Annotated in this window: 12 protein-coding genes; 7 read left to right on the top strand and 5 right to left on the bottom strand. The window is 72.9% G+C overall.

The window, feature by feature from the left end; all coding sequences use genetic code 11:
- Positions 1 to 126 precede the first annotated feature (126 nt).
- Positions 127 to 1,155, bottom strand: coding sequence for an endonuclease/exonuclease/phosphatase family protein (locus tag ACWF9Z_RS08510; protein WP_453598927.1), 1,029 nt, complete (start codon positions 1,153 to 1,155; stop codon positions 127 to 129).
- A gap of 330 nt (positions 1,156 to 1,485) precedes the next feature.
- Between ACWF9Z_RS08510 and panB the strand changes: the two genes are divergently transcribed.
- From panB to ACWF9Z_RS08495, 3 genes are all read left to right on the top strand, one after another.
- Complete coding sequence (gene panB / locus ACWF9Z_RS08505; RefSeq protein ID WP_453598925.1) at positions 1,486 to 2,346, top strand: 3-methyl-2-oxobutanoate hydroxymethyltransferase; 861 nt, start codon at positions 1,486 to 1,488, stop codon at positions 2,344 to 2,346.
- 145 nt (positions 2,347 to 2,491) lie between these two features.
- Entirely contained in the window at positions 2,492 to 3,538 is a 1,047-nt protein-coding gene (locus ACWF9Z_RS08500) for an ATP-binding cassette domain-containing protein (protein WP_453598922.1), read from the top strand.
- The gene (locus ACWF9Z_RS08495; protein WP_453598919.1) at positions 3,535 to 4,386 is read left to right on the top strand and encodes an ABC transporter permease; all 852 of its coding nucleotides are present in this window, start codon (positions 3,535 to 3,537) and stop codon (positions 4,384 to 4,386) included. Before ACWF9Z_RS08500 ends, ACWF9Z_RS08495 begins: the two co-directional genes overlap by 4 nt.
- Before the next feature lie 57 nt (positions 4,387 to 4,443).
- Here ACWF9Z_RS08495 and ACWF9Z_RS08490 read toward each other — a convergent pair whose 3' ends face one another.
- Positions 4,444 to 8,064 (bottom strand): AfsR/SARP family transcriptional regulator, encoded by a 3,621-nt coding sequence (locus tag ACWF9Z_RS08490; RefSeq protein ID WP_453598916.1) that lies wholly within the window; start codon positions 8,062 to 8,064, stop codon positions 4,444 to 4,446.
- A gap of 64 nt (positions 8,065 to 8,128) precedes the next feature.
- Between ACWF9Z_RS08490 and ACWF9Z_RS08485 the strand changes: the two genes are divergently transcribed.
- Positions 8,129 to 8,950, top strand: a complete 822-nt coding sequence (locus ACWF9Z_RS08485; protein ID WP_453598913.1) for a site-2 protease family protein — start codon at positions 8,129 to 8,131, stop codon at positions 8,948 to 8,950.
- A gap of 80 nt (positions 8,951 to 9,030) precedes the next feature.
- Here ACWF9Z_RS08485 and ACWF9Z_RS08480 read toward each other — a convergent pair whose 3' ends face one another.
- Positions 9,031 to 9,213: a hypothetical protein gene (locus ACWF9Z_RS08480; protein WP_453598910.1), complete on the bottom strand. Its 183-nt coding sequence runs from the start codon at positions 9,211 to 9,213 to the stop codon at positions 9,031 to 9,033.
- Positions 9,214 to 9,435: 222 nt separating this feature from the next.
- The gene (gene npdG, locus ACWF9Z_RS08475) at positions 9,436 to 10,152 is read right to left on the bottom strand and encodes an NADPH-dependent F420 reductase (protein ID WP_453598907.1); all 717 of its coding nucleotides are present in this window, start codon (positions 10,150 to 10,152) and stop codon (positions 9,436 to 9,438) included.
- A 147-nt stretch (positions 10,153 to 10,299) separates the two neighbouring features.
- Here npdG and ACWF9Z_RS08470 point away from each other — a divergent pair, with 147 nt between their 5' ends.
- The gene (locus tag ACWF9Z_RS08470) at positions 10,300 to 10,905 is read left to right on the top strand and encodes a hypothetical protein (protein ID WP_453598904.1); all 606 of its coding nucleotides are present in this window, start codon (positions 10,300 to 10,302) and stop codon (positions 10,903 to 10,905) included.
- 18 nt (positions 10,906 to 10,923) lie between these two features.
- Here ACWF9Z_RS08470 and ACWF9Z_RS08465 read toward each other — a convergent pair whose 3' ends face one another.
- A complete protein-coding gene (locus tag ACWF9Z_RS08465) occupies positions 10,924 to 11,157 on the bottom strand; it encodes a hypothetical protein (RefSeq protein WP_453598901.1) in 234 nt (77 codons plus the stop codon).
- Positions 11,158 to 11,229: 72 nt separating this feature from the next.
- On the opposite strand from ACWF9Z_RS08465, the gene map reads away from it, so the two are divergent.
- Together map and ACWF9Z_RS08455 are read left to right on the top strand one after the other, a co-directional pair.
- Positions 11,230 to 12,087: a type I methionyl aminopeptidase gene (gene map, locus ACWF9Z_RS08460; protein ID WP_356654166.1), complete on the top strand. Its 858-nt coding sequence runs from the start codon at positions 11,230 to 11,232 to the stop codon at positions 12,085 to 12,087.
- 129 nt (positions 12,088 to 12,216) lie between these two features.
- Positions 12,217 to 12,882, top strand: a complete 666-nt coding sequence (locus ACWF9Z_RS08455) for a biliverdin-producing heme oxygenase (RefSeq protein WP_453598898.1) — start codon at positions 12,217 to 12,219, stop codon at positions 12,880 to 12,882.
- The last annotated feature ends 132 nt before the right edge of the window (positions 12,883 to 13,014 follow it).

The raw sequence follows: 13,014 nt of genomic DNA, 5'->3' as shown, positions 1-13,014 counted from the left end.
CCCGCCCGCCCCCCCCCCCCCACCCAGCCGGCGGCGCGTCGCGGGTCGGGGCGGGCCGCGCGGGGCCCCGCGGCCCCGCGCCGGCGCGCCGGGCGCCCCGGCGTACGGACGCACCGGTCGGCGGGGCTACGGCGCGACGGTGACCCGGGCCGCGATCGGCAGGTGGTCGCTGCCCGTGCGGGGCAGGCTCCAGGAGGCCTCGGGGGTGACGCCGCGGACCAGGATCTGGTCGATGCGGGCCATCGGGAACTGCGCGGGCCAGCTGAAGCCGAAGCCGTCACCGGAGGCGCCCTGGGTGGACCGCAGCTGCGAGGTGACCTCGGACAGGGCCCGGTCGTTGACGGTGCCGTTGAGGTCTCCCAGCAGGATGACCTTGCCCAGCGGTTCGGCGGCGAGCGCGGCGCCGAGGGCGTCGGCGCTGTTGTCGCGCTGGTTGGCGGTGAAGCCGGCGTTGAGCTTGACCCGGACGGAAGGCAGGTGCGCGACGAAGGCGGCGACGTCCCCGTAGGGGGTGTGAACGGTGGCGCGCATGGCCCGGGTCCAGCCCATCTTGATGTCCACGGGCTTGCTGGAGACCAGCGGGTACTTGCTCCACAGGCCGACGGTGCCTTCGACGGAGTGGTACTTGTAGGTCCCCGCGAGGGCCTTCTCGTAGACGGGGACCACGCTGCCCTTGAGCTCGGTCAGGGCCAGGACGTCGGCCCCTGCCTTGGCCACGGACGCGCCGGTGCCCGCCGGGTCGGGGTTGTCGGCGTCCACGTTGTGGGTGGCGACCGTCAGGTTGCCGCCGCCGTGGGACTTGTCGCTGACCAGGCCGCCGAAGAGGTTCGCCCAGACCGAGGCGGTCACCAGTATCGCGATCAGGGCGGTCGCGGACCTGCGCAGCAGCGCGGCGACGAACAGCACCGGGACGGTCAGGCCCAGCCAGGGCAGGAAGGTCTCGGTGAGGCTGCCGAGGTTGCCTATGTCGTTGGGCAGCGAGGCGTGGAAGATCATGACGAGCGAGACCAGCACCGCGAGCGCGGCGAGCACGATCCCGCGCCGCCAGATGCCGCGGTCCCTCCGCAGATCGGCCAGCCGGCGTCGGAGACCGGTTCGGGAGGGCTCGGACTCCGGGCCGTCGCTCCCCTTCTCCGTCATGTACGCCTGTGCCATGCCGCTGCCCTCACTGCCGTGCTCGCGCTCCGTCCCCGCCCCTTGACCCTAGGCGATATGCGGAGCGTTCCGTGCCGATTGTCTCGGCCGTACGTCCGGGAGGACGAACGGCCGAGCGGTCGCAGTTCCACTTGTCACGAAACGCTCACATAAGCTCCGGCGCGCCGCACCGGCCGCGGGCGTGCGCCGGAGCGGACCACAAGTGTGATGAACGGCGTGAGGAACCGGTCTTCGTGCCACTTCCGCCACGGGCCGGACCAGTGCCACCATGGAGGTGAGTCCGGGGACGCCGTAAGGGCGCCTCGAGATGAACATCAAGGAGCAGTTGCAATGACGCCTGCCGTTTCGCCTGCCCACGAGGCCGCCTCCCCCACCCTGTACGGAGGCTCGGGCACCCGGCGCATCACCGTCCGCGACCTCACCCTCGCCAAGGAACGCGGCGAGAAGTGGCCCATGCTCACCGCCTACGACGCGATGACGGCGTCCGTCTTCGACGAGGCCGGGATCCCGGTCATGCTCGTCGGCGACTCGATGGGCAACTGTCACCTCGGCTACGAGACCACCGTGCCCGTCACGATGGACGAGATGACCATCCTGTCGGCGGCCGTCGTACGGGGCACCAGCCGCGCCCTGATCGTCGGCGACCTGCCGTTCGGCTCGTACCAGGAAGGCGCCGTCCAGGCGCTGCGCAGCGCCACCCGGCTCGTCAAGGACGCCGGGGTCGGCGCGGTGAAGCTGGAGGGCGGCGAGCGCTCGCTGGCCCAGACCGAGCTGATCGTGCAGTCCGGCATCCCGGTCATGTCCCACCTGGGCCTGACCCCGCAGTCCGTGAACGCCATGGGCTACCGGGTGCAGGGCCGCGGCGACGAGGCCGCGCACCAGCTGCTGCGCGACGCGAAGGCGGCGCAGGACGCGGGCGCCTTCGCGGTGGTCCTGGAGCTGGTCCCCGCCGAGCTGGCCGCCGAGGTCACCCGGTCCCTGCACATTCCGACGGTCGGCATCGGCGCGGGCTCGGAGTGCGACGCGCAGGTGCTGGTGTGGACGGACATGATGGGGCTGACCAGCGGCAAGCTGCCGCGCTTCGTCAAGCAGTACGCGAACATCCGCCAGACCATGGGCGACGCGGCGAAGGCCTTCGCCGAGGACGTGGTCGGCGGAACGTTCCCGCAGGCGGAGCACGCCTTCCACTGACCGCGCGCACGGCCCGCCGACCCCTTCCGTCGGCGGGCCGTCGGCGTTTCTCGGCGCGCCGCCGGCCGGCTGCCGGTGCGCTGTCGGCGTCCTGTCGGCGTCCTGTCGGTCGGCTATAGGCGTTCTGTCAGTGGCGGATGCTCTGATGGTCCGCATGACGCGAAACGACAACACTCCCCCGAACGGCTCGCACGCCGTAAAGGTCCGGGGGCTGGTCAAGCACTACGGCGAGACCAAGGCCCTCGACGGCGTGGACCTCGATGTCCGCGAGGGCACCGTCCTCGGGGTGCTGGGCCCCAACGGCGCGGGCAAGACCACCCTGGTGCGCTGCCTGTCCACCCTGGAGGTCCCGGACGCCGGCACCGCCTTCGTCGCCGGCTACGACGTGGTCCGCCAGCCCCGGCAGCTGCGCCGCACCATAGGGCTGACCGGCCAGTACGCCTCGGTCGACGAGAAGCTCTCCGGCTGGGAGAACCTCTACATGATCGGCCGGCTGCTGGACCTGTCCCGCAAGGACGCCCGGTCGCGCGCCGACGAGCTGCTGGAGCGGTTCTCCCTGACGGAGGCCGCGAAGAAGGCCGCGATGCACTACTCCGGCGGCATGCGCCGCCGGCTCGACCTGGCCGCCTCCATGATCGGCCGCCCGGCCGTCCTGTACTTGGACGAGCCCACCACGGGCCTGGACCCCCGCACCCGCAACGAGGTGTGGGACGAGGTGCAGCGGATGGTCGCCGAGGGCGCCACCGTCCTGCTCACCACCCAGTACATGGAAGAGGCCGAGCAGCTCGCCAGCGAGCTGACGATCATCGACCGGGGCCGGGTCATCGCCAACGGCAAGGTCGACGACCTCAAGGCCCGGGTCGGCGGCCGCACGCTGAAGATCCGTCCCGTCTCCGCCGCCGACCTGCCGGGCATGGCCCGCTCGCTCGCGGAGGCCGGGCTGGACGGGGTGGCCGGCTCCCAGGCCGTGCCGGACGAGGGCGTGCTGCTCGTCCCGATCCTGAGCGACGAGCAGCTGACCGCCGTGGTCGGCCTGCTGGCCACCCGTGGGTACCAGATCGCCGACCTCGGCACCTACCTGCCCAGCCTCGACGAGGTGTTCCTGTCCATCACCGGCCAGAAGCCCTCCTCGCCCGAGGACGCCACGCCTTCGGGCCTTCCCACCGAGCAGACCGAGGAGGTCGCGGCATGAGCACCGTAACCACGACGAAGCCCACCAGTCCCGCGGCCGCCCCGGAGCAGCGGCGGACGGCCGTCGACGACGGCCGGATCGGCCTGCGGGGCAACCTGCGGCACATCGGCGCCCTGGTCCGCCGCAACACCCTGCAGATCAAGCAGGACCCCGAGTCGATGTTCGACGTCCTGTTCATGCCGATCATCTTCACGCTGCTGTTCGTGTTCGTCTTCGGCGGCGCGATCTCCGGCAAGGGCAACCAGGCGGAGTACGTCAACTACGTGGTGCCCGGCCTGATGGCCATGATGGGCATGAACATCGCCATGGCGGTGGGCACCGGAGTCAACGACGACTTCAAGAAGGGCGTGATGGACCGCTTCCGGTCCATGCCGATCGCCCGGTCCTCCGTGCTCCTCGCCAAGATCGTGGTCGAGCTCGGCCGCATGATGGTCGCGATCGGGATCCTGCTCACCGTCGGCTTCATCCTCGGCCTGTCGATCAAGACCTCGGTGCTGGAGCTGTTCCTCTCCATCGGCCTGTCGGCGGTCTTCGGCGCCTCGCTGATGTGGATCTTCATCCTGCTCGGCCTGACCATGAAGACGGCGCAGGCCGTCCAGGGCATGGCGATGCTGGTCCTGATGCCGCTGCAGTTCGGCAGCTCCATCTTCGCCCCGCCGTCCACGATGCCCGGCTGGCTCCAGTCCTTCACCGACTACAACCCGCTGTCCAACCTGGCCGACGCGGCGCGCGGCCTGATCAACGGCGGCCCGGTCGCCCACTCCGTGTGGATGACCCTCGCCTGGTCCGCGGCCATCACGGCGGTCACCATGCCGCTCGCCGTCCGCAAGTTCCGCCAGAAGACCTGATCGGGGCGGCCCGTCCGGATCGCGTCCCGGACGGGCCGTGGTACAGCAGGGACCGGATCAGACGAGGGCGGCGGCCTCCTCCTGGGAGAGGCGGCCGCCTTCGGCGTACGCCGCCTCGTACGCGGCGTCGCCGAGCGCGGCCCGGGCCAGCCGTTCGGCCCGCTCGACGTCGGCGCGCTCCGTGGTGACCGGGAAGTGGCGGGGCGGCAGCAGCGCACGGTAGGCCCCGATCAGCCGCGCGGCTTCGTACGCCCGGTGCGGACCGCCGACCCCGGCGTGCGAGACGGCCGCCGTCAGCAGGTGCACGGCCGGGAGCTGAGGGGCGATCAGCAGGGCGAGCAGGTCGTGGGCGCGCTCCAGGGCCTGGCGGACCAGGACGAGGGCGTCCTCGAACTTGCCCTCCTCGTTGTCGAGCCACGCCATCGTGCCGAGGATGACCCCGTCGAAGATGGCGTAGGCCCCGAGCGCGAACTCCTCGCGCAGGGACTCGAGCTGCGCGCGGGCCTCCGCGACGCGGCCGGTGCGGCCGTAGACGCCGGCGAGGACCATCCGGGCGACGGGCCTGGCCTCGTTGCCGATGTTCTCGACGCCGGGAAGGAGGCCGTTCAGGATCTCCTCCGCCTCCTCGACGTGGCCGTCCTCGACGAGCGTCCCGGCCATCCGCACCTGCAACACCATGACCTGGGCCTTGGCGCCGAGCAGCCGGGCGTGTTCGATCGCGGCCCGGTAGTCCCCGGCGGCCCGGGCGTACTCGCCGCTCTTCTCCAGGGCCTCGGCGCGTGCGGAGAGCGCCTCGGCGCAGCCCCAGTCGTCACCGAGCTCGCGGAAGATCGCCAGGCTCTCCTCGGCGTCGCGGGAGGCGTCGCCGGCCCAGTCGGCGCGGTTGGCCAGCACGTTGGCGCGCAGTTGGAGGGCGGAGGCGAGCTCCCAGCGGTAGCCGAGCCCGCGGGCGGTCTCCACGGTCTTCTGGATGACGTCGCGCAGCAGCCCCGGCTCCCCCGCGATCATCACGGCGTAGACCCACAGGACCCCGGGCGCCCGGCAGGTCTGCGGCAGCCCCGGACGGTAGGCGGTGATCATGGCGTCGACCTGGGCCCGGATCCCCGGGCTGGACCAGTCGAGGTCCGTCTGGTCCCGGGCGGCCAGGCACATGACCTGGATGCCGCGCCAGGCCTCGGTGAGCAGCTCGCCCTCGTAGGGCGGGGGCGTGTCGACGACCCGCTCGTAGACGGGCGCGGCGGGCTGGACGGGCGGGGCGAAGGGGTCGGGGCCGAGGGCCGCGGCGGCTCCGGACCAGTGGCGGAGCTCGACGCGCAGGTCGTGCATCTGCCAGTACCAGACGAGGGAGTGGACGAGGCAGAGCACCTCGCCGACGTCCTGTGCGGCGACGGCGCGGCGCAAGGCCGTACGGAGGTTCTCGTACTCGGTGGCGATCCGGTCGGCGGCCGCGCGCTGGCCGTGGCCACGGAGCAGCGGCTCGAGCCCGCGGACGAGTTCGCGGTAGTGCGTGAGGTGGCGGCGCTCGGTGGCGGCGCGGTCGCCGCCGGCCTCGGTGAGCCGCTCGGCGGCGTACTCGGCGACGGTCTCCAGGAGTCGGTAGCGCATGGCGCTGCCGGCCGCGTCGGGGGCGGCGACGACGAGGGACTTGTCGACGAGGGAGCCGAGGAGTCCGGCGACGTCGACGGTGTCGACCACGTCGACCGCTCCGGCGGTGACGGCCGTCTCCGCCCGGTCCCCGGCATCGGCGCAGACGGCTTCGGCGGCTTCGAGGTCGCAGCCGCCCGCGAAGACGGAGAGGCGGCGCAGGACGGCGCGCTCGGACCCGTCGAGGAGGTCCCAGGACCAGTCGACGACCGCGCGCAGGGTCTGCTGGCGGGGCAGGACGGTACGGCTCCCGCCGGTCAGCAGCCGGAACCGGTCGTCGAGGCGGTCGGCGATCTGGCGCGGCGTCAGCAGGCGCAGCCGGGCGGCGGCCAGCTCGATCGCGAGCGGCATCCCGTCCAGGCGGCGGCAGATCTCGACGGCGGCGGCCGGATCCTCGTCGACGCGGAACCCGGCCCGGGCGGCGGAGCCCCGGTCTTCGAGCAGCCGCAGCGCCACGGGGTCGGGCAGCGGCTCCACGGGGCGCAGCGTCTCCCCGGGCACGCCGAGGGGTTCGCGGCTCGTGGCGAGGATCTGCACGCCGGGGCAGTGCGTGAGGAGGTGGTCGGCGAGGACGGCGGCGGCCCCGATGACGTGCTCGCAGTTGTCGAGGACCAGCAGCAGGCGGCGCCGCGCGCAGTGCTCCGCGAGGCGGTCGAGGGAACTGTCCCCGCCCCGTTCGGTGAGCGCGCGCAGTTCCTCGGCGGAGGCGCCGCGCAGCTTGGTCTCGCGGGCGCCGAGCGCGGCGAGGGCCGCCTCGGCCACGTCCTCGGGGTCGTCCACGGGAGCCAGTTCCACGAGCCACACCCCGTCGGGCCACGTGCCCCCGGCGTGCGCCTCGGCGGCCTCCTGCGACAGCCTCGTCTTCCCGGCTCCGCCGGGTCCGAGGAGCGTGACGAGCCGCGCCCGCGCGAGGTCGTCCCCGATGACCCGGATGTCGTCCTCGCGCCCGACGAAGGTCGTCAGCCGGGCCCGCAGATTGCCCTGCCCGGGCGGTACGTGGCCTTGTGTCGCGGCGAAACCTTCCTGGGGGCCGGTACCCGCGGCGGCGCCGGGGTCGGCGGCCGGGCCGGGGCGGGGGCCGGCGGCCGGGTCGGGACCGGCGGCCGGGTCGGGGCTGAGGCCGGCGGCCTCGGGGGGTGCGGGCCGCGGCGGCCGGTGCGCGTCGCCCGGGGTGGCCGTGTGCGCGGCGGACGTGGGGGCGGGAGGGGCGACCCGGGAGGTCGTGACCGGGTGGGAGGGGGTGGCGGCCTCGGTGGCGGGGGCCGTGGCGGTGGCGGTGGCCTCGTTGGCAGCGTCGACGGCGGCGTCGATGTCGGCGTCGTCGGGTGGGGTGAGGAGGGCGGCGTGGAGGGTACGGAGGGCGGGGCCCGGGGTGGTGCCCAGCCGGGCGGCCAGGCCGCGCCGGACCTCTTCGAAGGCGGCCAGCGCCTCCGCCGGCCGCCCCGCGTCCCGCAGGGCCCGGATGCGCAGGGCCTGCAGCGGCTCGTCCAGGGGCAGGCCCGCGCACAGCGCGGTCAGCTCGGGCAGGGCCCGCTCCGCCTCGCCCAGCGCCAGCGCCGCCTCCCAGCGGCCCCGGCGCGCGTCCGTCCGCAGCGCCTTCCAGCGGGCGGCCCGCGCCTGCGAGCCGGGCAGGGAGCTCAGCGGCTCGCCGCTCCACAGGGCGAGGGCCTCCTCGTACAGGGCGGCCGCTTCGGCCGGGGAGCCGGCCGCGGCTCCCGCCCCGACCAGCCGCTCGAAGCGGTACAGGTCGACGTCGTCCTTGGCGGCGACGAGCTGGTAGCCGTCCTCCCCCGACCGCACGGCCGCGTGCCCCAGTGCCCGTCGCAGCCGTCCCACCAGGGCCTGGAGCGCCGCGACGGCATCGGCCGGCGGGTCCCCGTCCCACACCTGCGCGACGAGCGAGGCCGTCGGCACCGCCCGTCCCGGCCGCAGCGCGAGCGCGGTCAGGAGCGCGCGCAGCCGCGCACCGCCGACGGGGACGGTGCTCCCGTCGTCGTCTATGGCTTGGGTGATCCCGAAAATCGCGTAACGCACCGGCCCATTGTCTCCGTACCGGGGGCCCCTCCGCCGCCGTGTTTTCGCAAGGTAGGTTCCCGGTATGGATCGCCTGGGGTACCGCAACCGTAGCCACGACCGCAGCGAGCAGCGGATCAGTTCCGTGTTCCTCGGCATCTTCGCCGTCATGGCGGTGACGGGGTGGGCCGTGTGGACGGGGTATTCGGCCAGCACCGGCCTGGCCGTTTTCCTGTTCGTCACGGCGGCGTGGATCGTCTCCCTCTGCCTCCACGAGTACGCGCACGCCCGCACCGCCCTGCACAGCGGCGACCTCAGCGTCGGGGCCAAGGGCTACCTGACCCTGAACCCGCTCAAGTACACGCACGCGCTGCTCAGCATCGTCCTGCCGGTGATCTTCGTGATCATGGGCGGCCTGGGTCTGCCCGGCGGCGCGGTGTACATCGAGCGCGACCGGATCGAGGGCCGCTGGCGGCACAGCCTCATCTCGGCGGCCGGCCCGCTGACGAACGTGGCCTTCGCGGCCGTCTGCACGGCCCCGTTCTGGCTCGACGCCCTCGACGGGGTCCCGCTGGCGTTCCGCTTCGCGCTCGCCTTCCTCGCCTTCCTCCAGGTCTCGGCGGCGATCCTGAACTTCCTGCCGGTCCCGGGCCTCGACGGCTACGGCATCATCGAGCCCTGGCTGTCCCACCGGATCCGCCGCGAGGTGGCGCCGCTGGCCCCGTTCGGGCTGCTGGCCGTCTTCGCGCTGCTGTGGATCCCGGAGGTCAACGCGTACTTCTTCGGCGTGGTGGACGGACTGATGTCCGCCCTGGGCGTGAGCGACCTGGAGAGCTACTGCGGCCGCGACCTCTACCGCTTCTGGCAGGAGACCAGCGGCTACTGCACGACCGCCGACGGGATCTGACGGGACCGGACCGGGTCTGACGGGACCGACCCGGATCTGACCGGAACGAACGGACGGGAACCGGGCGGCCCCTGCCGGAACTAGACGGCGTTGCGCGCCTTCTCGACCTTCGCCCTGCGCACGTAGAACCAGGCCATGTTCGACGTGACGCCGGCCATCAGCACCCAGACGATCCCGAGCAGGCTGCCCTCCACGAAGGAGACGACGGCCGCGGCCGTCGCGAGGACGCAGAGGACGATGGAGAAGACGGCAAGGCGGGGCATGTCTGAAGCTCCTCGGAGGCACTGAAGCGGTTCAAGCCCCTCCAGTGTCCCCCATGCCCGCGCGTGGTCCCGTCCGGCCGTTTTCCACTTTCTCGTGGTCTGTCCCGCTCGGCCGAGGGGCGTTCGGGGCGCCGCGTCTGACCGGCTGTGCGTTCCCCCGGCCGGGCCGGCCCCCGCGAGGGGCCGGGCGGCCGGGAGCCGGGGCCGGGCCGGGCGGTCGGGCTAGACGTCCGTGATGCGCAGGCCCGCGTGGGCCTTGTAGCGGCGGTTGGTGGAGATGAGGTTGGCCACCAGGGATTCGACCTGGTGGGCGTTGCGCAGGCGGCCGGCGAAGACGCCGCGCATGCCCGGGATGCGGGCGGCGAGGGCCTGGACGATGTCCGTGTCGGCGCGGACCTCGCCGAGGACCATCACGTCGGTGTCGATCTCCTCGATCGACTCGTCCTGGAGGAGGACCGCCGAGAGGTGGTGGAAGGCCGCCGTGACCCGGGAGTCCGGGAGCAGGGCGGCGGCCTGCTGGGCCGCGCTGCCCTCTTCGACCTGAAGGGCGTACGCGCCCTGCTTGTCGAAGCCGAGCGGGTTGACGCAGTCGACCACGAGCTTGCCCGCGAGGTCCTCGCGCAGCGCTTCCAGGGTCTTGGCGTGGCCCTCCCACGGCACCGCGATGATCACGATGTCGCTGCGGCGCGCGCACTCGGAGTTGTCCGCACCCTCCACCCCGAGGCCGAGCTCTTCGGCGGCGGTCCGCGCGCGGTCGGCGGCACGGGATCCGATGATCACCTTCTGGCCGGCCCGGGCGAGCCGGTAGGCGAGGCCGCGGCCCTGGTCGCCGGTGCCGCCGAGAACGCCCACGACGAGGCCGGAGACGTCGGGGAGGTCCCACGGGTCCTTGGCGGGAGCCTTCGCGGGGGGCTGCTGGGTGCTGTCTGTGGAGGTCATGGGGGCGAGGGTAACGCCGGGACCGGCAGAGTCGAATGCGCGCGGGGTGTGAGGTCGCCGGCACGCGGGGGTGGGACGCGGGTGCGGAAGGGGGGCGTTCGGAGGGAACGGCTCCCTTATGTCCCTTCCCTGCGGCAGGATGCCGGTATGGATGCCGTGAGAGTCGCGCTGCTGCGCGAGGTGCTCGCCGGTACGGAGTGGCCCGGCGCCGCGCGCCGCTTCGCCGGGACGCTGCGGCGGTCCGTCGTGCCGGCCGGCGGGAACCTGCTGCTCGTGGGGACCGAGCTGTACGAGCCCTGGCACATGGCCGCGCACCTGGTCGACGAGGCCGCCTGGTCCGGACTGCCCGAGCTGGCGCCCACGCTCGTACGGCACCACGTACTGCCGGGCGACGCCCCGCACCTCTCGGTCGGCCTGACCCGGCTGGAGGCCGCCCGGCGCGGGCACACCGTGCTGGTGGTGGCTCCGGAGCAGCCCGGCGAGGGGCTCCTGGAGCGGGTCCACGATGCCCGGCGCGCGGGGGCGACCGTCCTGTCCCTGGACGGCGGGGATCCGGATCTCGGAACGCTCGCGCACGAGGCACTGTCGGTGCCCGGGGGCGCCGCCGAGCTGGATCTGGACACCGTGCAGCACCTGGTCAGCGCGGCGGCCGGGGAGAACAGCCTGCCCGCGCAGCGCGGGACGCGGCGCTTGCGGGACCGGCTGGCGCGGCTGGCCGATCAGCTGACCGCGCCGCCGCCCAGCCGCTGGTAGCCGCGGGCCGCCCCGGGGCTAGGGAGCGGTTCCGTCTTCCTCGCGGGTCTTGTCGTTCCACTGGGGGTCGTTCTGCCATTCGAGGTTGCGCTCCTGCGCCGTCTCCATGGCGTGCGTGGCCTCGTCCGGCGTCGCGTAAGGACCGAAACGGTCCTTCGCCGGGCACTCGGGGCCTTCCTCGACCTTTTTGTGGACCAGGCAGTAGTACCACTCGCCCGGTTTGCCCACCTGGCGCTTCTTGAACAGGGCCATCGTCCTCGGGCTCCTCTCTCCGTCGCTCTCTGCCGCCATGCTGCCCCATACCCGCTCGATACACTCGCTTGCATGTCTGGCCAGTCGCTGCTCGTACCAGGCGAGCTCACCCCCGTCCGTTCCGTTCCCGGAAACATCCGCCGGCCCGAGTACGTGGGCAAGCCCGCACCCACGCCGTACACCGGTCCGGAGGTGCAGACGCCCGAGACGATCGAGGCCATGCGCATCGCCGGCCGGATCGCCGCCCAGGCGATGGAAGAGGCCGCCAAGCTGATCGCGCCGGGGGTGACCACCGACGAGCTGGACCGGGTGGCCCACGCCTACATGTGCGATCACGGCGCCTATCCCTCGACGCTGGGCTACCGCGGCTTCCCCAAGTCCCTGTGCTCCTCGGTCAACGAGGTCATCTGCCACGGGATCCCCGACTCGACCGTCCTGCGGGACGGCGACATCGTGAACCTCGACGTGACCGCGTACATCGGCGGGGTCCACGGGGACAACAACGCCACGTACCTCTGCGGAGACGTGGACGAGGAGTCCCGGCTGCTCGTGGAGCGCACCCGGGAGGCCCTGAACCGGGCCATCAAGGCCGTCAGGCCGGGCCGCCAGATCAACATCATCGGCCGGGTCATCGAGTCGTACGCGAAGCGCTTCGGCTACGGCGTGGTCCGCGACTTCACCGGCCACGGAATCAACTCGTCCTTCCACTCCGGCCTGATCGTCCCGCACTACGACAGCCCGCACGCGACCACCGTCATCGAGCCCGGGATGACCTTCACCATCGAGCCGATGCTGACCCTGGGCACCCACGAGTACGACATGTGGGAGGACGGCTGGACGGTCGTCACGAAGGACCGCAAGCGCACCGCGCAGTTCGAGCACACACTGGTGGTCACGGACACCGGGGCGGAGATCCTGACGCTGCCCTGAATCCGGACGCATCACGGCCCGGAGGTTTTTACCGACAGGGCGTCGGGAACACATTGACTTAGGTAAACCTAAGCAGGAGGATCGGGTGGGGCGGCGCGGCTGCCACACCCGCCTCCCCCTTTTCTTCCGATGTCCCGGAGGTCCGCCTTGGACGCCTTCTCGACCGTCATCCGTGTCGCCTCGCACGAGCAGCACACCGAGGCCGAGACCTCGACCTTCATGAGCGACCTGCTCGGCGGCCGGCTCGGAGTGGACGCGTACGCGCGCTACACCGAACAGCTGTGGTTCGTGTACCGGGCCCTGGAGGACGCCGCCGAGGCCCTCAAGGACGACGCGGTGGCCGGGCCGTTCGTACGGCCCGAGCTGATGCGCGTGGCCGAGATCGAGCGCGACCTCGCCCACCTGCGGGGTCCGCGCTGGCGCGAGACACTGGTGGCGCTGCCCTCGACCGAGGCGTACGCGGCCCGCGTGGCCGAGTGCGCGGCCTCCTGGCCGGGCGGGTACGTCGCCCACCACTACACCCGCTATCTGGGCGATCTCTCCGGCGGCCAGATCATCCGCGACAAGGCGGAGCGGACCTGGGGCTTCGCGCGCAAGGGCGACGGCGTCCGCTTCTACGTCTTCGCCGACATCTCCAACCCGGCGGCGTTCAAGCGGACCTACCGCGACCTGCTGGACGCGATCGCCGCGGACGATCTGGAGAAGCAGCGCATCATCGACGAGTGCAAGCGCGCCTTCGACTTCAACGGGTCGGTGTTCCGCGAGCTGGGCGAGCAGTTCCCCCTGAGCGCGTAGCGCCTGCGGCGGGCGTGACGGGTGAGGAGGGGGGGGGGGGGGGCGCGCGCCCGCCCCCCCCCCCGCCCCCCGCCCGGCCCCCCCCCCCCCCCACCCCCCCCCCCCCCCCCCCCCGCGCGCCCCCCCCCCCCC

The sequence above is a fragment of the Streptomyces sp. NPDC054961 genome (genome assembly GCF_053609145.1).
The sequence above is the reverse complement of the archived record's forward strand: the minus strand, read 5'-3'. Positions and strand labels throughout refer to the sequence as shown.

Excerpts from the sequence above, each read along its gene's own strand:
- ACWF9Z_RS08510 (WP_453598927.1), bottom strand. The coding sequence starts at position 1,155 with ATGGCACAGGCGTACATGACGGAGAAGGGGAGCGACGGCCCGGAGTCC.
- panB (WP_453598925.1), top strand. The coding sequence starts at position 1,486 with ATGACGCCTGCCGTTTCGCCTGCCCACGAGGCCGCCTCCCCCACCCTG.
- ACWF9Z_RS08500 (WP_453598922.1), top strand. The coding sequence starts at position 2,492 with ATGGTCCGCATGACGCGAAACGACAACACTCCCCCGAACGGCTCGCAC.
- ACWF9Z_RS08495 (WP_453598919.1), top strand. The coding sequence starts at position 3,535 with ATGAGCACCGTAACCACGACGAAGCCCACCAGTCCCGCGGCCGCCCCG.
- ACWF9Z_RS08485 (WP_453598913.1), top strand. The coding sequence starts at position 8,129 with ATGGATCGCCTGGGGTACCGCAACCGTAGCCACGACCGCAGCGAGCAG.
- ACWF9Z_RS08480 (WP_453598910.1), bottom strand. The coding sequence starts at position 9,213 with ATGCCCCGCCTTGCCGTCTTCTCCATCGTCCTCTGCGTCCTCGCGACG.
- npdG (WP_453598907.1), bottom strand. The coding sequence starts at position 10,152 with ATGACCTCCACAGACAGCACCCAGCAGCCCCCCGCGAAGGCTCCCGCC.
- ACWF9Z_RS08470 (WP_453598904.1), top strand. The coding sequence starts at position 10,300 with ATGGATGCCGTGAGAGTCGCGCTGCTGCGCGAGGTGCTCGCCGGTACG.
- ACWF9Z_RS08465 (WP_453598901.1), bottom strand. The coding sequence starts at position 11,157 with ATGGCCCTGTTCAAGAAGCGCCAGGTGGGCAAACCGGGCGAGTGGTAC.
- map (WP_356654166.1), top strand. The coding sequence starts at position 11,230 with ATGTCTGGCCAGTCGCTGCTCGTACCAGGCGAGCTCACCCCCGTCCGT.
- ACWF9Z_RS08455 (WP_453598898.1), top strand. The coding sequence starts at position 12,217 with ATGTCCCGGAGGTCCGCCTTGGACGCCTTCTCGACCGTCATCCGTGTC.